General features: G+C 72.7%; 16 protein-coding genes. 7 read left to right on the forward strand and 9 right to left on the reverse strand.

All coding sequences use genetic code 11. The annotated features are described in order from the left end of the window. Positions 1 to 2 precede the first annotated feature (2 nt). A complete protein-coding gene (locus GA0070213_RS05400; RefSeq protein WP_175441207.1) occupies positions 3 to 932 on the forward strand; it encodes an alpha/beta hydrolase family protein in 930 nt (309 codons plus the stop codon). Between the two features lie 75 nt (positions 933 to 1,007). Here GA0070213_RS05400 and GA0070213_RS05405 read toward each other — a convergent pair whose 3' ends face one another. Next, a complete protein-coding gene (locus tag GA0070213_RS05405) occupies positions 1,008 to 2,510 on the reverse strand; it encodes an FAD-binding oxidoreductase (RefSeq protein WP_091058207.1) in 1,503 nt (500 codons plus the stop codon). Positions 2,511 to 2,799: 289 nt separating this feature from the next. Here GA0070213_RS05405 and GA0070213_RS05410 point away from each other — a divergent pair, with 289 nt between their 5' ends. After that, positions 2,800 to 3,384, forward strand: coding sequence for a DUF4231 domain-containing protein (locus GA0070213_RS05410; RefSeq protein WP_091058210.1), 585 nt, complete (start codon positions 2,800 to 2,802; stop codon positions 3,382 to 3,384). Between the two features lie 186 nt (positions 3,385 to 3,570). Here GA0070213_RS05410 and metH read toward each other — a convergent pair whose 3' ends face one another. Then, positions 3,571 to 7,074, reverse strand: a complete 3,504-nt coding sequence (gene metH / locus GA0070213_RS05415) for a methionine synthase (RefSeq protein WP_091058214.1) — start codon at positions 7,072 to 7,074, stop codon at positions 3,571 to 3,573. Between the two features lie 252 nt (positions 7,075 to 7,326). On the opposite strand from metH, the gene GA0070213_RS05420 reads away from it, so the two are divergent. Together GA0070213_RS05420 and GA0070213_RS05425 are read left to right on the forward strand one after the other, a co-directional pair. Further along, positions 7,327 to 8,196, forward strand: a complete 870-nt coding sequence (locus tag GA0070213_RS05420; RefSeq protein ID WP_089157832.1) for a PAC2 family protein — start codon at positions 7,327 to 7,329, stop codon at positions 8,194 to 8,196. A 115-nt stretch (positions 8,197 to 8,311) separates the two neighbouring features. Continuing rightward, positions 8,312 to 9,103, forward strand: a complete 792-nt coding sequence (locus GA0070213_RS05425; RefSeq protein ID WP_091058217.1) for a GntR family transcriptional regulator — start codon at positions 8,312 to 8,314, stop codon at positions 9,101 to 9,103. Positions 9,104 to 9,248: 145 nt separating this feature from the next. Here GA0070213_RS05425 and mshC read toward each other — a convergent pair whose 3' ends face one another. The 4 genes from mshC to GA0070213_RS05445 all read right to left on the reverse strand — a co-directional run bounded on the left by mshC (position 9,249) and on the right by GA0070213_RS05445 (position 12,764). Next, entirely contained in the window at positions 9,249 to 10,487 is a 1,239-nt protein-coding gene (mshC, locus tag GA0070213_RS05430) for a cysteine--1-D-myo-inosityl 2-amino-2-deoxy-alpha-D-glucopyranoside ligase (protein WP_091058220.1), read from the reverse strand. Between the two features lie 67 nt (positions 10,488 to 10,554). Next, the gene (locus tag GA0070213_RS05435; RefSeq protein ID WP_091058222.1) at positions 10,555 to 11,373 is read right to left on the reverse strand and encodes an SCO1664 family protein; all 819 of its coding nucleotides are present in this window, start codon (positions 11,371 to 11,373) and stop codon (positions 10,555 to 10,557) included. Beyond that, a complete protein-coding gene (locus GA0070213_RS05440; protein WP_091058226.1) occupies positions 11,370 to 11,960 on the reverse strand; it encodes a DUF3090 domain-containing protein in 591 nt (196 codons plus the stop codon). The genes GA0070213_RS05435 and GA0070213_RS05440 overlap by 4 nt, the downstream gene beginning before the upstream one ends. Positions 11,961 to 12,050: 90 nt before the next feature. Beyond that, a complete protein-coding gene (locus GA0070213_RS05445) occupies positions 12,051 to 12,764 on the reverse strand; it encodes an MSMEG_4193 family putative phosphomutase (RefSeq protein WP_091058228.1) in 714 nt (237 codons plus the stop codon). A gap of 656 nt (positions 12,765 to 13,420) precedes the next feature. Here GA0070213_RS05445 and GA0070213_RS05450 point away from each other — a divergent pair. Then, positions 13,421 to 13,996: a hypothetical protein gene (locus GA0070213_RS05450; protein WP_091058231.1), complete on the forward strand. Its 576-nt coding sequence runs from the start codon at positions 13,421 to 13,423 to the stop codon at positions 13,994 to 13,996. 57 nt (positions 13,997 to 14,053) lie between these two features. Here the strand turns inward: GA0070213_RS05450 and GA0070213_RS05455 are convergent, their stop codons facing one another. After that, on the reverse strand, positions 14,054 to 14,890 hold the full coding sequence (locus tag GA0070213_RS05455; RefSeq protein WP_091058234.1) for an undecaprenyl-diphosphate phosphatase: 837 nt from the start codon (positions 14,888 to 14,890) through the stop codon (positions 14,054 to 14,056). Further along, entirely contained in the window at positions 14,887 to 15,939 is a 1,053-nt protein-coding gene (locus GA0070213_RS05460) for an LLM class F420-dependent oxidoreductase (protein WP_091058237.1), read from the reverse strand. Before GA0070213_RS05460 ends, GA0070213_RS05455 begins: the two co-directional genes overlap by 4 nt. Positions 15,940 to 16,103: 164 nt before the next feature. On the opposite strand from GA0070213_RS05460, the gene GA0070213_RS05465 reads away from it, so the two are divergent. Both GA0070213_RS05465 and GA0070213_RS05470 read left to right on the forward strand, forming a co-directional pair. Next, positions 16,104 to 17,075, forward strand: a complete 972-nt coding sequence (locus tag GA0070213_RS05465; protein WP_091058240.1) for an aldo/keto reductase — start codon at positions 16,104 to 16,106, stop codon at positions 17,073 to 17,075. A 67-nt stretch (positions 17,076 to 17,142) separates the two neighbouring features. Further along, positions 17,143 to 17,334, forward strand: coding sequence for a DUF5703 family protein (locus GA0070213_RS05470; RefSeq protein WP_091058244.1), 192 nt, complete (start codon positions 17,143 to 17,145; stop codon positions 17,332 to 17,334). Positions 17,335 to 17,388: 54 nt separating this feature from the next. Here the strand turns inward: GA0070213_RS05470 and GA0070213_RS05475 are convergent, their stop codons facing one another. Next, positions 17,389 to 18,042, reverse strand: a complete 654-nt coding sequence (locus GA0070213_RS05475) for a hypothetical protein (protein ID WP_091058246.1) — start codon at positions 18,040 to 18,042, stop codon at positions 17,389 to 17,391. Positions 18,043 to 18,096 lie beyond the last annotated feature (54 nt).

The following is an 18,096-nucleotide window of genomic DNA, read 5'->3' on the forward strand; positions in this document are numbered from 1 at the left end:
CGGTGCTGTTCCTTCCGGAGAGCGAGGAGCTGTCGTTCCGTCACGGCGACGACGTGCTGGTCGGCGACCTGGTCCGGCCGCCCTGGCCGGGGCCGTACCCGGCGGTGGTCTTCGTCGAGGGCTCCGGCCCCGGCGGGCGTGACCAGCGGGACTGGCAGACCCGGCTCGCCGCCGCCGGCTTCGCCAGCCTCGCCTACGACAAGCCCGGTTCCGGGGCCTCCACCGGCGACTGGACCCGGCAGAGCCTGACCGATCGGGCCGGCGAGACGCTGGCCGCGGTGGGTGCCCTGCGGGCACGGCCGGCCATCGGGTCACGTCCGGCCGCGTTGATCGGCCACAGCCAGGGCGGCTGGGTGGCGCCACTCGCCGCCTCCCTCTCCCCCGCCGCCGTCGCCGCCGTGGTCACCGTGTCCGGCCCGGGCGTCGGGGTGATGGGCCAGGAGGAGTACCGGCTGCGGCGCCAACTCCCCGAGTCGGGCTTCACCGACGGCGACGCCGAACAGGCGCTGGCGCTGCTGCACGAGCAGATCGACCGGGTGCGGGCCGGCGACACCCCGGCCGCGGTGCACGCCGCGCAGGCCCGATGGCACGCAGCGCCCTGGTACCCGCTGCTCGCGGGCACCTCACCCGCGTCGATCGCCTTCCTCGCCGGCATCGCCGACCACGACCCGGAGCCGGCGCTCGCCACCCTGCGCTGCCCGTTGCTGGCGATCTTCGGCGCCGAGGACGTGCAGGTCCCGGTCGAGGCCAGCGTGCGCGCCCTGGACCGGATCCTCGGCGGCGCCGGGCACCCCGACCACACGATCGTGGTGTTTCCGGAGGCCGACCACGGCATCCGGGTGCGGAGCGTGCGGGCGCCCGGCTTCGACGAACTGGTGGTGACCTGGCTCCAGCGCCGACTGTCCGCGCCGCCCCGGCCCGAAGGTCCGTGAGATGCGCACGCCGATCCGGCACCGGTCGGCTCGGCGCCGGGCCGGACGGCCGCCCCTCCCCCGCCGGGGCGTAGGTCAGCACGAGGCGGGCGGGACGCTCTGCTCGTACTGGAAGACGTTGTGCGGGTCGTAGACGGCCTTGATCCGGCGGAGACGCTCGACGTTCGGCCCCCAGTAGGCGGTCTCCCACTCCTGCATGCCGATGTTGGGCACGTTGACGTAGGCACCGTCCACGTAAGGGCGCAGCGCCTGGCTGAACTCGGCGATCCACGCCTGGGCGGCCGGGGTGAGGGCGTCGCCGCTGTCCGGCACGCCCCGGGTCCCCCAGCCGGCGCCCGGCTCGGAGTAGAAGATCGCGTCGCGGTGCGGGAACGCCGAGCCGCCGACCGGCTGCCTCGCCTGCGCGCCGACGCCGAAGGCCTGGGTGAAGAAGTTGCTGGCGTCGGTGGGCGCGACCGCCATGAACGAGCGGATGATCTCGATCGCCTCGGGCGGGAACGGCCGGCGGGCGAACTGCGAGAAGAACTTCCAGTTCGCGGGCTCGTCCTGGGTCGGGACCTGGAACCCGGCGTAGATCTCCCCCCAGCCGCCGATCTGCACGGTGACCTGCGGGCTGCCGACCGCCAGGACCGGTGCCAGCAGCCTCCGCGCCTCCGCCTCGGTGCCCTCGGCGAGCACGCCGAACAGCAGGATCTGCGACTTGTGGATCTCCAGCTGGGAGCCGAGGCGCACGTCGGTGAACGGCGCGGTGCGCTGCCAACTGTCGAACACCTCCCGCAGGTCGCCCAGGCCCGACCAGGTCGCCTGCAGATAGGCCACACCGCGCAGCGGCGCCACCCGGTAGGTCAGCGAGGTGACGATGCCGAAGTTGCCGTTGCCCGCGCCACGCAACGCCCAGAGCAGGTCCCGACGGTTCCGCAGGTCCACCTGGACCGCCTTGGCGCCGTTCGCCCCGGACGCGACGACGACCTCCGCGCCGATCAGGTTGTCGCAGGCCATCCCGAGCCAGCGGGTGAGGAACCCGAAGCCACCCCCGAGCGTCGCGCCGGACAGGCCCACGCTTCCCTCCGTACCGGTCGTCACCGCGAGGCCCTGCTGGGCGAGCGCGGTGACCGCCTCCAGCTGGTTGAGCCCGGCGCCGACCCGCGCGGTGAGCGCGGCCCGGTCGATGTCGGCCGACTTCAGCTCGCTGACGTCGATGACGATCCCGTTGTCCACGTTCGACCAGCCCTCCAGGCTGTGCCGGCCGCTGCGCACCCGCAGCGCGACGTCGTTCTGCCGGGACCAGGCGAGCGCGTTCACCACGTCCTGGGTGTTCTGCGCGAACACGATGACCAGCGGGTTGCGGACGAACAGCTCGTCCCAGCCGAGACTCGCGGACGGATAGTCGGGATCACCGAAACGCACGATCCGGCCGGTCAGCTCCGCCGGCGGGCACTCGGCCCAGATCGGTGCCCCCGAGCCGTCGGTGCCGGTGGCGGCCTGGGCGGCCCCGGCGAGCACCGCCGGCGCGACGACCGCCCCGGCGCCGACGGCCGCCGTGGCCTGCAGCAGGGTGCGTCGGGAGATGTCGGGCATGGTCGTCGCCTCTCGGTCGGGTCACACCGGGCTCGGACGGACGTCGGAGCTCGCCGGCGTGCGATCCTCACGCTAAGACCGGACACTTCTTCACATAAGCGAAAGAGAAGGCCGAAACCCGTCCGAGTGACCGACCCGGTCAGGTGCCCAGGCCGGACGCGCGAGGACGCGCCAGACGTCGGTGCCTCGGCCAGGCGGGCGCGTTCCGGCCAGCCCCTGTCCGCTGCTCGACTATCGGGTATCGGGCAGCCGACCCGTTCGGGCGCCGCACCTCCCCCTGAATTGAGGGGTGACCCAGCAGAGCGAGCGCGGTAAGGAACAGCCGACGGCGTCCCCGGTGACGATTTCCGAGCAAGGGCTCCTGGCCCTGGCCAGCCAGCGGACTCCCCTGTCCATCCCAGAGGCGCTGTTAGCCTTCCGAGAGCTGGTATCCGCCGACATGGAATGGGCGGACTCGCGGAAGACGCGGTTCCGCCGTCGATCGACGTGGTCGAAGGGCCTGTCGCTCGCGCTGACGGCCTTGTCGACGGTGGTCCTGGGGATCCCGCAGATCCCCGCCAACGCATCGATCGCGCTGCCGATGGTCGCAGTGGTGACGCTGCTGGGATCGCTCGAACTGTTCCACAACTGGCGATCGCGGTGGATCTCGATGGAGGAGACGCGCTACCGCCTCAACCGTCTGCGCGACGAGATCGACTACCTCCTTGTGACCACCTCGCCGGACAAGATCACCCGTGAGCACATGGATCGGTTCTTCGCGGATCAGCAACAGATCTGGGCGGACGTCAGCCGTCAGTGGGTGGAATTCAGGCGGTACGGCGACGCCCAACAGGCCGCGGTGGCGCTGCTTCCCAACCCGCATGCTCGCTCATAGTCGCCCGCTACGCGGAGGGCGGCCGCGCCACGGCACCTACTCAGAAGATCGAGGGCCCCGGCGAACGCGGGCTCCTAGAGTTCGCCCCATGCCGGACCGTCGCGAACGAATACGTCGAATGCGTCCGGACGATCTCGACCGCCTGCTGCGCGACGACGAGGACGAGGGCCCAGCAGGGTGACGGCGTCACTTGGCGTTGAAGTAGTTCGCCTCCGGGTGGTGCACCACGATCGCGTCGGTGGCCTGCTCCGGCACGAGCTGGAACTCCTCCGACAACTGCACCCCGATGCGCTCCGCGCCGAGCAACCCGACGATCTTCGCCCGGTCCTCCAGGTCGGGGCAGGCCGGATAGCCGAACGCGTACCGGCAGCCCCGGTAGTCGGTGCGCAGCAGGCCGGCCAGGTCGGTCGGGTCGTCGGCGGCGACGGTACGGCCGTCCGGCAGCACCAGCTCGGACCGGATCCGCCGGTGCCAGTACTCCGCCAACGCCTCGGTGAGCTGCACGGACAGGCCGTGCACCTCCAGGTAGTCGCGGTACTCGTTGGCCGCGAACATCTTCGCCGTGTATTCGCTGACCGGCTGCCCCACGGTGACCAGTTGCAGCGCCACCACGTCGAGCTGGTCACCCTTGGGCCGGAAGAAGTCGGCGAGGCACAACCGGCGCTCCTGCCGCTGCCGGGGGAAGGAGAACCGGGCCCGCTCGCTGTGCCCGTTCTCGTCCAGCACCACCAGGTCGTTGCCCTCGGAGTACGCCGGGAAGTAGCCGTACACCACGGCCGCCTCCAGCACCTGCTCGGAGATGAGGCGGTCCAGCCAGTACCGCAGCCGGGGCCGGCCTTCGGTCTCCACCAGCTCCTCGTACGACGGGCCCTTGCCGCCGCGGGCGCCGCGCAGCCCCCACTGACCCAGGAACGTGGCCCGCTCGTCGAGCAGCGCCGCGTAGTCGGCCAGCGGCACGCCCTTGACCACCCGGGTGCCGAAGAACGGCGGAGTGGGCACGCCCACCTCCACGGCCACGTCGGAGCGGACCGAGGCGTCGTCCAGCTCGGGCAGCGCCTCACGGACCTGCGCCCGTTGCCGCTCCCGGCGTTCCCGGCGGGCGGCCAGCGCGGCCTCCCGGTCCGGATCGACCACCGGCGCGCCGCCGCGCTTGGCGGCCATCACCCGGTCCATCAGGGACAGCCCCTCGAACGCGTCGCGGGCGTAGTGCACCTGACCGGGGTAGATGGAACGCAGGTCGTCCTCCACGTACGCCCGGGTCAGCGCCGCACCGCCGAGCAGCACCGGCCAGCGTTCGGCGACGCCCCGCGTGGCCATCTCGGCCAGGTTCTCCTTCATGATGACAGTGCTCTTGACCAGCAGCCCGGACATGCCGATGGCGTCGGCCCGGTGCTCCTCGGCCGCGTCGAGGATCGCGGTGATCGGCTGCTTGATGCCGATGTTGACCACGTCGTAGCCGTTGTTGGACAGGATGATGTCGACCAGGTTCTTGCCGATGTCGTGCACGTCGCCCTTGACCGTGGCGAGCACGATCCGGCCCTTGCCGTCGTCGTCGGCCCGCTCCATGTGCGGTTCCAGGTAGGCCACCGCCGTCTTCATCACCTCGGCGGACTGGAGCACGAACGGCAGCTGCATCTGCCCCGAGCCGAACAGCTCGCCGACCACCTTCATGCCGTCGAGCAGCAGGTCGTTGATGATGGACAGCGGGGTGCGCCCCTCGGCCATCGCGGTGTCCAGGTCGGCCTCCAGGCCGTTGCGCTCCCCGTCGATGATGCGCCGCTTGAGCCGCTCCTCCAGCGGCAGCGCGGCCAACTCCTCGGCCCGGGTGGCGCGCGCCGACGCCGCGTCGACGCCCTCGAACACCTCGATGAAGCGCTGCACCGGGTCGTAGCCCTCACGGCGGCGGTCGTAGACCAGGTCGAGCGCGATCTCGCGCTGCTCGTCCGGGATCTTCGACATCGGGAGGATCTTGCTGGCGTGCACGATCGCCGAGGTCAGGCCGGCCTGCACGCACTCGTGCAGGAACACCGAGTTGAGCACCTGCCGGGCCGCCGGGTTGAGCCCGAAGGACACGTTGGAGATGCCGAGTGTGAAGTTGACCCCCGGCCAGCGGGCGGTGATCTCGCGGATCGCCTCGATCGTCTCGATGCCGTCGCGGCGCGTCTCCTCCTGCCCGGTGGCGATCGGGAAGGTCAGCGCGTCGATGAGGATGTCCTCCCGGCGCAGCCCCCACCGGCCGGTCAGGTCCTCGATCAGCCGCCCGGCGATGCGGACCTTCCAGTCCGCCGTGCGCGCCTGACCCTCCTCGTCGATCAGCATCGCGACCACGGCGGCGCCGTGCTCGGCGATCACCGGCATCACCCGGCCGTAGCGGGAATCCGGGCCGTCGCCGTCCTCGAAGTTGACCGAGTTGACCACGCACCGGCCGCCGAGCATCTCCAGCCCGGCCTCGATCACCGCCGGCTCGGTCGAGTCGAGCATGACCGGCAGGGTGGAGGCGGTGGCGAACCGACCGGCCAGCTCGCGCATGTCGACCGCGCCGTCGCGGCCCACGTAGTCCACGCACAGGTCCAGCAGGTGTGAGCCGTCCCGGGTCTGACTACGCGCGGTCTCGACGCAGGCCTGCCAGTCGGCGGCCAGCATCGCCTCGCGGAACGCCTTCGAGCCGTTGGCGTTGGTCCGCTCCCCCACCATCAGGACGCTGGCGTCCTGCGCGAACGGCACGTGGTGGTAGATCGAGGAGACGCCGGCGTCCGGCTGGGGTTCCCGGGGCGCCGGACGCCGCCCGCCGAGCCGCTCCACCAGCACCCGGATGTGCTCCGGCGTGGTGCCGCAGCAGCCGCCGATCAGCCCGACGCCGTAGTCGTCGACGAACTGCTCCAGCGCGTCGGCCATCTCCTCCGGACCGAGCGGGAAGTAGGCCCCGTCGGCGGTCAGCACCGGCAGGCCCGCGTTCGGCATCACCGACACCGGGAGGCGTGAGTGCCGGGACAGGTAGCGCAGGTGCTCGCCCATCTCGGCCGGGCCGGTGGAGCAGTTGAGCCCGATCAGGTCGACCCCGAGCGGCTCGATCGCGGTCAGCGCCGCGCCGATCTCGCTGCCCAGCAGCATGGTGCCGGTGGTCTCCATGGCCACCTGGCAGATGATCGGGACGTCCCGGCCGGCGGCCTCGCGGGCCCGCTTCGCGCCGACCACCGCGGCCTTGACCTGGAGCAGGTCCTGACAGGTCTCGATGATCAACGCGTCCGCGCCGCCGGCGATCATGCCGGCGGCGTTCTCCTGGTACGCGTCGCGCAGCGAGGCGTAGCTCGCGTGGCCCAGGGTGGGCAGCTTCGTGCCCGGCCCCATCGAGCCGAGCACGAAGCGCGGGCGCTCCGGCGTCGCGTGGGCGTCGGTGGCCTCCCGGGCGATCCGTGCGGCCGCCTCGGACAGCTCCCGGATGCGCTCGGCGATGCCGTATTCCGCGAGGTTGGGCAGGTTCGCGCCGAACGTGTTGGTCTCCACGCAGTCGGCGCCGGCGGCCAGGTAGGCGTCGTGCACGCCACGGACCACGTCCGGCCGGGTGACGTTGAGGATCTCGTTGCAGCCCTCGAGACCGTCGAAGTCGTCCAGGGTGAGGTCGGCCGCGTGGAGCATCGTTCCCATCGCCCCGTCGGCGATGAGGATCCGGTCCGCCAGGAGGTCGCGCAACGAAGTAGCCACACGGCCAGGTTAGTGCGCCCCGGTACGGAGCGGTCACCCCAATCGGGCCTTCCCACATAGTGTCGGCCGGATCACCGCGTACCTTTCATCCGGTTCGACCGGGTGGTCGGGCCGGGCGACCGGCGCGGCCGACGGGCCGGCTCCAGCGGCGGCACGTAGGCTGGCGGACGTGAAGGACATCAGGGACGCGACCGTGCGACGGGGCGGCACCGCTCCCGACGAGCAGGGTGAGGTGACGGCGTGACCGAGTTCGACGGGCTGCCGGTCCTGCGCTCACCGGTCGCCATCGCGGCCTTCGAGGGCTGGAACGACGCCGCGGACGCCTCCACCGCCGCCGTGGAGCATCTGGAGCAGGTCTGGCAGTCCCGGCAGGTGACCGAGCTGGACCCGGAGGACTTCTATGACTTCCAGGTGAGCCGGCCGACCATCACCATGGCCGACGGGGAGACCCGGCGGGTCGAGTGGCCCACCACCCGCTTCATGGTGGCCAGCCCGGAGGGCACCGAACGCGACGTGGTGCTGATCCGCGGCATCGAACCGAGCATGCGCTGGCGCACCTTCTGCGAGCAGGTGCTGGAGATCTGCCACAGCCTGGAGGTCGAGCGGGTGGTGCTGCTCGGCGCGTTGCTGGCCGACGTCCCCTACACCCGGCCGCTGCCGATCAGCGGCAGCGCCTCGGACGCCGACGCGGCCAAGCGCTACCAGCTCACCCCCACCCGCTACGACGGCCCGACCGGCATCGTCGGGGTGCTGCACGACGCGTGCACCCGGGCCGAGGTGGACGCGGTGTCGTTCTGGGTGCACGTGCCGCACTACGCCAACAACCCGCCGTGCCCGAAGGCCACCCTCGCCCTGCTGCACCGGGTCGAGGAGGTGCTCGACCTGCCGGTGCCGATGGCCGACCTGGCCGAGGAGGCCGCCGAGTGGGAGCAGCGGGTACGCAGCGCCGCCGAGCAGGACGCCGAACTCGGTGAGTACGTGCGTGAGCTGGAGGAACGCGTCGGCGACGCGGGCATCACCCCGTTGACCGGGGACGAGATCGCCCAGGAGTTCGAGAAGTACCTGCGCCGTCGGGGCGGTTCCGCCGGCCCGACCGCCGGTTCCTGGTAGCTCTTCTCCGTCGAAGCCGGGCTCCGTGGTCGGGGCCCGGCTTCTTCGTGTCCGGGGTGGCGCGGTCACGCCCGCTAAGGCATCCTAGGAACCTAGCTGTCATGAGGAGGCGGGCATGCAGATCAATCCGGGCGCGGCCGAGTTCCCGCACCGGCAGATCGCCACGCAGCTCAAGACCCAGGTGCGCCGCGGCGACTGGGGCCCGGGCGAACGGCTGCCGTCCATCCCGGCCATCGCCGAGATGTTCGGCGTCGCCAAGCAGACCGTGCAACGCGCCGTCGACCAGCTGCGGGTCGAGGGCATCCTGATCACCAAACCCGGCTCCGGTACGTACGTCCGGGGCACCCGTCGCCGGCTGAACCGCCTCTCCCGGGGCCGGTACGGCGGCTTCCGCGGCTACCACACCGACCTCGCCGCCCGGTACCGCCAGCAGCTCGTCTCGGTCGGCCGTGCCGCCGCACCGCCCGAGGTCGCCGACGCGTTCGGCGTCACCGACGGCACCGAGTTGCTCTGCCGGCGGCACCTGGTCCGCACCGACGACTCCCCGGTCGAGGTCGGCGCCTCCTGGTTCCTGCCCGCCGACACCGCCGGGACCTCCCTCGAACGGGCCGAGGCGTTCGGCCAGCCGCTCTACCAGGAGGCCGAGGAGGCGATCGGCCGGCGGTACGCCACCGCGACGGACACCATCAGCGCCCGCCAGCCCAGCCGGGAGGAGGCGGAGATCCTGCAGATCCGGCCGGACACCCCGGTGCTGCACCTGCTGCACGTGGCGTACGACGAGCGGCACAAGCCGATCGAGGTCGCCCAGGCCACCTGGCCGGGCCCGATGACCACCCTGACCGAGGAGTACAAGATCCCCGCGCCGGCTCCCGAGCAGGACCCGGACCCCGGCCTCGTCCTCGGCTGAGCGCCTCTCCGGCACCACGCGAGCCGGCCCGGCGCACCTGGACCGGCCGGCCCGGCCTGGCCGGGTTAGGCGGGGGCCCCGCTTGACCGGCAGGTGTTAAGCGGGGCCCCCGCCTCTACCAAATGCGTTAAGCGGGGCCCCCGCCTTACAGCCGGATGCCCAGCAGCGCGTCCACGGTGTCGGCGAACAGCGCCGGGGCGGCCGCGTCGGCGCCGGCGCCGGCCGACGCGCGGTCGGCCCAGGCGTCGGCCACCGCCAGCGCGCCCGGCGTGTCGAGGTCGTCGGCGAGGCGGTCGCGCACCCCGGCCAGCAGTGCCTCGCCGGACGGGCCGGCGGGCGCGGCGGCGGCCCGCCGCCAGCGGTCCAGCCGCTGGAGCGCCTCGGCGAGCAGTTCGTCGGTCCAGGCCCGGTCGCTGCGGTAGTGGCCGGCGAGCAGCGCCAGCCGCACCGCCATCGGGTCGACCCGGTCGGCGCGCAGCCGGGAGACGAAGACCAGGTTCCCCTTGGACTTCGACATCTTCTCGCCGTCCAGGCCGATCATGCCGGCGTGCACGTAGTGGTCGGCGAACGGCGTCGCGCCGGTCAGCCGCTCGGCGTGCGCCGCCGAGCACTCGTGGTGCGGGAAGATCAGGTCGTTGCCGCCGCCCTGCACGGAGATCCGGTCGCCGAGCAGGTTCAGCGCGATGACCGTGCACTCGATGTGCCAGCCGGGTCGGCCGGGGCCCAGCTCACCGCCGGGCCAGGACGGCTCGCCCTCGCGGGCGCCGCGCCACAGCAGTGGGTCGAGCGGGTCCCGCTTGCCGGCGCGGTCGGGGTCGCCGCCGCGCTCCGGGAAGATCTCCAGCATCTCGGTGCGGGACAGGTTGGACTCGTAGCCGAACGCGGGGGCGGCGGAGACGTCGAAGTAGACGTCGCCGGTGCCGTCGTCGAGCCGGTACGCCGCGCCGTCCTTGAGCAGCACGAGCACCTTGTCGGCGATGTCCGGGATCGACTCGACCGCGCCGACGTAGTGCGCCGGCGGGATCATCCGCAGCGCCTCCATGTCCTCGCGGAACAGCGCGGTCTCCCGCATGGCCAGGACCTTCCAGTCCTCGCCGTCGCGCTCGGCGCGCTCCAGCAACGGGTCGTCGATGTCGGTGACGTTCTGCACGTAGCGCACGGTCAGGCCGGCGTCGCGCCACATCCGCTGCACCAGGTCGAAGGTGATCATGGTGGCGGCGTGCCCGAGGTGGGTGGCGTCGTACGGGGTGATGCCGCAGACGTACATCGAGGCGACACCGTCGGGCCGGGACGGGTGCGGGCCCTGCCGCGCCGAGTCGTACAACCTCAGTGGCGCGCCCTCACCCGGCAGCCGTGGCACCTCGTGTCCCGCCCAAGACTCCATGACCGCCAGCCTAACGATCCGTCAGGCACGCGGGTGCCGCCCCACGGGTGATCAACGCGACAGCGGCTCACATGGGTGGCCAGGGCATGGCCGGCCACTCCTCCGGGGGCTGCGGGAACCGGCCGGTGTCGCGCAGCCGGGCCACCCGGGCCGCCACCGCCCTGACCTCACCGAGGGTGAGGTGCTCGGCCAACTCCTCGCCGAGCGCGCCGTCGAGCCGGGCGGCCAGCGCGTCGAGCATCTCCACCGCGTCCGGCGGGAGCAGGCGGCCGGCCCAGCCCCAGAGCACCGTGCGCAGTTTCTCCTCCACGTGGAAGCTGACGCCGTGGTCCACGCCGTAGATGCGGTCGTCCGCGCCGACCAGCACGTGGCCGCCCTTGCGGTCGGCGTTGTTGATCACGGCGTCGAGGACGGCCAACCGGGCCAGCCGGGGGTCGTCGGCGTGCGCCAGCGCGTACGCCGCGCCGTCGTCGTCGCGCGCGGCGGCGATCGGGAACCAGCGCGGCGGCACCGACTCGGCGGGTACGAAGCCGACCAGCGGCTCGGCGTCGGCCGGCTCGTCGATCCAGAGCTGGCAGGAGCCGGGGCCGAACGGGCCGTCGCGCAGCACGGTCGGCGGCACCAGGTCCCACCCGGTGGCCCGGGAGACCAGGTAGGCGGCCACCTCCCGGCCGGCGAGCGTGCCGTCCGGGAAGTCCCAGAGCGGACGCTCGCCCCGCACCGGCTTGTAGACGCAGTGCGCGCGTGCGTCGCCGAGGACGATCTCGGCACGCAGCGTGGCGTTGGAGGCGTCGACCAGCCGCCCCTCCAGGGTCAGCTCACCGTCGGTGAGCAACCGCAGCGCCTCGGCGCCGCCCTGTCGGGGCTGCAGTTCCGACGAGGTCACCGGTGATAGCCGTTGTGCCGGGGGCAGAGGTGGCCGGCCGGGTCGAGCGGCTGGCCGCAGAGCGGGCAGGGCGGCCGGCCGGCGTTGACCACCCGCTTGGCGCGCTCGATGAACTCGCGGGTCGCCTCGGGGGTCAGCCGCACCCGGAGCCGGTCGAGGTCGTCGTCCGGCTCGTCCGGCTCCTCGTCGATCTCGACCTCGTCGTCGTCCGCGTCGCCCAGCTCGACCTCGACCTCCGCCTCGCCCACGGCGATCGCCTCGATCACCACGGTGGCGGTGTCCACGTCGAAGGCCAGACCCAGCGTGCCGACCCGGAACTCCTCGTCGACCGGGGTGTCGAGCGGCTCGTTGTCGCCCACCGCGATCGGCGCCGACTCCGGCAGCTTCACCCCGAACCGGCGTTGCGCCTCGGTGAGCAACTCCTCCAGCTTCTCGGCGAGCAGCGACACCTGGACCTTCTCCAGGGCGACGCTGACCAGCCGGCCGCCGCCGCGCGCCTGGAGGAAGAACGTGCGCTCCCCCGGCGGGCCGACCGTTCCGGCGACGAACCGCTCCGGCGGCTCGAACGCGTGCACCTGGTGCGTCATACCCACGACCCTATCCGGCGCGTGGAAGCACCGCGCAGCCCACCGACGCCGAATCCGCCCAGAGCGCAACGCGGCGCGCCGACCGCCGGCTCACCGTGCCGCGCCCGCGCCACCGCCGACCGTCGCGTCCGACTCGGCGGCGCGGACCGCCCGCCGGCGCCGCTTGCCCGGCGGCGGGACCAGCGCCGACAGGTCGCCACCGGTGTCGTTGAGCCGGACCAGGAACGGCCGCAGCGGCGTGTAGCGGATCGCCGTCACCGACGCCGGGTCGGCCACGATCCGCTGAAAAAGATCCAGGTGTACGCCGAGCGCGTCCGCCACGATGGCCTTGATCACGTCGCCGTGGCTGCACGCCAGCCAGACCGCCTCGGGCCCGTGCTCGGCGGTGACCCGCGCGTCCCACGCCCGCACCGCCGCGACCGCTCGCGCGGACATCGCCGCCATCGACTCGCCCTCCGGGAAGGCGGCGGCACTCGGGTGCTGCTGCACCACGGGCCAGAGCGGCTCCTTCGCCAACTTCTTCAGCGACTGCCCCTCCCAGGCGCCGTAGCCGCACTCGATCAGCCCGTCCTCGACCACCGGCTCGGCCTGCGGCAACGCCAGCTCCAGGGTCTGCCGGCAGCGGATCAGCGGGCTGGTCACCACCGCCGCGAGCGGCAGCCCGGCGAGCCGGCCGCCCACCGCCGTGGCCTGGGCCCGCCCGGTGTCGTCCAACTCGACCGGTTGCCGGCCGGCCAGGCCACCGTCGGCGTTCGCGGTGGTCCGGCCGTGTCGCAGAAGCAGAAGGGTCGCCACGCCCACCACCCTAGGCGGTGCCACCTCGGCAACCGTCCCCCCACCACCGCAGCGCCACCCACACTCCCCCACCGCCCCCAACCCGGCCGGCCGCTCGACCAGCCGCGGCCGCCCGAAGCGGTTGACCATGAAGTTGGCCGCCACAAACCGGACACCACCCACCGCCAACTTCATGATCGACCGAGTCCGGCCCGCCAGTGCCGGGCGCGCCCCGCACCGGACGCCCCCGGGAACCCGACAGGCCCTCCCCTCCGCGCGCGGCAGGGACCAACACCCACCCACCGATCTTGCACTTTGGGCCCGCCCATACCGGGATGATTCCGGCGCTGGCGGGGCCGTAAGTGCAAGATCGACGGAGGCGTGGGGCGCGGGGCGCGGGGCGCGGGCGGGTGGGCGGTATGTCCGGTGCGGGGGTGGTCGGGGACACCTGGCGGGTGGAATGGGTGCGGGGGCGGGGGCGTTATACCCGGTGCACGGCTGAGCAGCGGAAACACCTGCCAACGGATCCTGGGTCCGGGGAATGACGGCGGGGCGCCGGTCGTTGCACACGGTTCCGCCGCCACGACGAGGCCCCCCGCCCCGTGAGCCCGGCGGAGTCCCCCGCGAGAGCGCCTGACGGTGCTCGCACACCCACCCCCGGGTGTCGACCCCCGAATGGAGCCCCCATGAACACCATGCTGCGCAAGAGCATCCTCGGCATCGCCGGTCTGACCGTCGCCGGTGGCCTGGCCGCCGGCCCGCTCAACCACCACGACAGCACCCCGACCGCCCGCGACGTGGCGGTCACCGCGCAGGCCGACCCGGCCGCGCTCGTCCCGCACGGCGTGCAGGGCGCGCAGTCCCGCGTCGACCTGAACGACGAGCAGACCGCCAACGTCAAGGCGATCATCGCCGCCACCAAGAAGGCCGGCATGGACGAGCGCGCCGCGGTCGTCTCGATCGCCACCAGCCTGCAGGAGTCGAAGCTGGAGAACCTCGGCCACCTCGGCGACCGCAACGACCACGACTCGCTGGGCCTGTTCCAGCAGCGCCCGTCCAGTGGTTGGGGCACGCCGGAGCAGATCACCGACCCCGAGTACTCGACGCTCGCCTTCCTCAAGGGCCTCAAGCAGGTCGACGGCTGGCAGGACATGCCGCTGACTCAGGCGGCGCAGACCGTGCAGGTCAGCGCCTACCCCGACGCGTACGCGCAGTGGGAGCACCAGGCCGCCGACCTGGTCGCCCAGCACTGGAACAGCTGACGAACGAGAAGGCCGGCACCCCGTGACGGGGTGCCGGCCTTCGTCGTGTCGCCTGGATCAGGTGGCGCTGATCGTGCCGGTGAGCAGCAGGCAGAGCACCAGCGTGCCGAGCGCCACCCGGTAGAGCACGAACAGGTAGAGCGTGTGGTGCGCGACGTAGCGCAGCAGCCAGGCGATGGCCGCGTAGCCGATGGCGAACGCGATCAGCGTGGCCACCACCATCTGCGCCACGCTCGGCGCGGCGGTGCCGGGCGCGGACGGCTCGAAGACGTCCGGCAGGCTGAACACGCCGGAGATCACCACGGCGGGGATGGCCAGCAGGAACGAGTAACGCGCCGCCGTCTCCCGGGTGAGGTTGAGGAACAGCCCGACGGTGAGCGTGCCACCCGAGCGGGAGACCCCGGGGATGAGCGCCATGGCCTGCCCCAGCCCCATCGCCACGCCGTCGCGCATCCGGAAGTTCTCCAGCGTGCGGGTCTGCCGCCCCCAGTACTCGGCGAACGCGAGCACCAGCGCGAAGAAGATCAACGTGAACGAGATGAGGTAGAGGTTCCGTCCGGCGGTGCGGATCTGGTCCTTGAAGAGCAGCCCGAGGATCCCGATCGGGATGGTGCCGACGATGACGTACCAGCCCATCCGGTAGTCGAGGCTGGAGCGCACCGAGCGGTCGACCAGGCCCAGGCACCAGGTGCGGACGATCCGCCAGATGTCCTTGAAGAAGTAGATCAGCACGGCGGCCTCGGTGCCGAGCTGGGTGACCGCGGTGAACGACGCGCCCGCGTCCCGGCCGAAGAAGATCGCCGAGGTGATCCGCAGGTGGCCGGACGACGACACCGGCAGGAACTCCGTCAGCCCCTGGACGACGCCCAGGACGATGGCCTCGACCCAGGTCACTCGCCGACCCCGGACAGCTCCAGCGCCTCGGCGACGGTGCGCAGCGTGTTGACGCCGCTGTCCCGGTCGGCCACGAACAACGTCACCGACAGGGTGGTCACGCCCGCGGCGGCGTACTCCCGCATCCGCTCGGCGATGCGCTCCTTCGGGCCGAGCAGCGAGGTGCGGTCGATGAACTCCATCGGCACCGCGGCGGCCGCGTCGCGCTGCCGCTTGGCCAGGTAGAGCTCCTGGACCTCGCGGGCCGCGTCGCCGTAGCCCATCCGGGTGGCGAGCTGGTTGTAGAAGTTCTGCTTCCGGCTGCCCATCCCGCCGACGTAGAGCGCGGCGTACCAGCGGACCAGCTCGGCGCAGGTGGCGACGTCGTCGCCGACCACCACCGGCACCGACGGGACCACGTCGAAGCCGGCCAGCTCCTTGCCGGCGGTGGCTCGCCCGGCCCGGATCGCGGCGAGGTGCTCCTCGGCGAACTCCGGGGCGAAGAAGACGGCCAGCCAGCCGTCGGCGATCTCGCCGGCCAGCTCCAGGTTCTTCGGGCCGACGGCGGCCAGGTAGATCGGGATGTGCTCGCGCGGCGGGTGGAAGCTCAGGCGCAGGGCCTTGCCCGGGCCGTTTGGCAGCGGCAGTGTGTGGTGCTCGCCGTCGTACGCGACCTCCTTGCGGGCCACCGCGAGCTTGACGATGTCGACGTACTCCCGGGTCCGCGACAGCGGCTTGGCGAACCGGACGCCGTGCCAGCCCTCGGAGACCTGCGGGCCGGAGACGCCGAGGCCGAGCCGGAACCGGCCGCCGGAGAGCGCGTCGATGGTCGCGGCGGTCATCGCGGTCATCGCCGGGGTGCGCGCGGGAATCTGCATGACGGCGGAGCCGAGGTCGATCCGCTGCGTCTGCCCGGCCATCCAGGCGAGCATGCTCGGCGAGTCGGAGCCGTACGCCTCCGCGGCCCACACCACCGAGTAGCCGAGCCGGTCCGCCTCCTGGGCGAACGCCAGGTGGTCGGCCGGCGTGCTCCAGGCCGTCTGGTATCCGAGGTTGAGCCCGAGTCGCACTGGTCCTCCCACCGTCCGCACCACAGGTCGCATCAGGTTACGCAATGCCGGTGCCACCGCCGACGACCGGCTCGCCCCGAACACGTCACACCGCCCTGCGGTCGCGCGGGAAGTTGACTACGGCGAGGATATCCGTGACGCCGGGATCGAAATAAGGTTCACCCATGCAACAGCGACCGCTCGGCCGAAGCGGGCTGGCGGTTTCGCGGCTCGCGCTCGGCACCATGACCTGGGGACGGGACACCGATGCCGACGACGCGGCCGCCCAGCTGAAGAGCTACCTCGACGCGGGCGGCAACCTCGTCGACACCGCCGACGTGTACGCCGACGGCGACGCGGAGTCGGTGATCGGCTCGCTGCTGGGCAGCCTGGTCGACCGCGACGAGCTGCTCATCGCCACCAAGGCGGGGCTGCGGCCGGGCAGCGGGCGCCGCCGTGACGGCTCCCGCGGGCACCTGCTGCGCACGCTGGACGCCTCGCTGCGCCGGCTCGGCACCGACCACGTCGACCTCTGGCAGGTGCACGGCTACGACCCGGACACGCCGCTGGAGGAGACGCTCACCGCCCTGGACCACGCGGTGTCCAGCGGCAAGGCGCGCTACGTGGGCGTCTCGAACTTCTCCGGCTGGCAGACCGCCCGGGCCGCCGCCTGGCAGGCCGCCTGGCCGGGGCGGGCGCCGGTGGTCGCCGCCCAGGTGGAGTACTCGCTGCTGGAGCGCGGCATCGAGCGTGAGGTGCTGCCGGCCTGCGCCGGGATGGGGCTGGGCGTGCTGCCCTGGTCGCCGCTGGGCCGGGGCGTGCTCACCGGCAAGTACCGCAACGGCCGCCCGGCCGACTCGCGTGCGGTGTCGCCGCACTTCGAGCGCTTCGTCGGCACCTACCTGGAGCCCCGCTGCTCCAGCATCGTGGAGGCGGTGGCCATCGCCGCCGGCGGGCTCGGTGTGTCGCCGACGGAGGTGGCGCTGGCCTGGGTGCGGGACCGGCCCGGGGTGACCGCGCCGATCCTCGGCGCCCGCACCGTCGGGCAGCTGCTGGGCGCGCTCCAGGTGGAGCGGATGACGCTGCCGGACGAGATCGTCACGGCGTTGGACGACGTCTCCGCGGTGCCGGTCGGCTACCCGGAGCGCGACGGCTGACCCGGGAGCGATCCGGGTCACGCCCAGGGGGTGGCGAAGGGCCCGCGAGCTGGGCAGCATAGAGCCCATGGACTACGAATACGCGCCGCTGCGGTTGCCTTCGAACGTCGATCGGTTGACCGCCGCGGCGCAGCTGGCGATCCAGGCGGAGTTCTCCGGCTGGGAGTTGGCCCGGGTGCGGCTCTACCGGGACGGCACGCGGCAGGTGATGCTGCGCCGTCGCGTGGTGAGCAAGCCGCAGCCGGGCCTGTCCTACTGACGGGTCCCGCCCCGGGGCCGCGCCGCGCGCGGTGCGGCCCCGGGCGAGCACTGCCTAGTGGGCGTGGTCGTGCTCGTCGTCGAGCTCCAGGAACGGGTGCTCGTCGAGCCGGCCGACCAGCCGGTCGTCGACGGCCGGCTGGAACGGGCCGACCGGGTCGTCGTCGTCGAACGACTCCAGGTCGACCGGCGTGCCGACCTCGCTGACCATGACCACGCCGTCGAGCGGCTCCAGCTCGGGCACGTCGAGCGCGGAGAGCGAGCCGTCGCCGCTCTGCAGCAGCTCCAGCACCGCCTCGCCGACGCCTTCCACCGGCGCCGGCTCGTCCTCCTCCGGGGTGCCCTCCCGGCGGGCCGCCTCGGCGACCCGCAGCAGCGCGGCGACGCTGGGCACCCGGTAGTCGCGCCGCTGCCGCACCGAGATCACCCGCGGGTGCGGGTCGGTGGGCTCGCCGCCCTCGACCGCGCCGAAGCGCTCGTCCGCCTCGTCCGGGTCGATCGACTCGACGTCCCAGGGCGTCACCTCGCCGAACGCGTCGAGCAACTGCTCGTCGTAGGCGAACGAGGCGTTGTTCAACGCGACGTACGCCTGCCAGACGGCGTCGTCGTCGATCCGGCCCTGCGCGGCCCGGACGGCGGCCAGGTGGGTGCGGGCGGCGTCGATCACCTGCTCGAGGGCGGCGTCCAGCTCAGCGTGCTGGTCGGTCATATGAGGCAGTCCCTTCGCGATGGGGGAGGTCCGCGGCGGCGGCGCCGCGGCGGG

This window comes from Micromonospora humi (assembly GCF_900090105.1).
In the GTDB taxonomy this organism is placed as follows: Bacteria; Actinomycetota; Actinomycetes; order Mycobacteriales; family Micromonosporaceae; genus Micromonospora; species Micromonospora humi.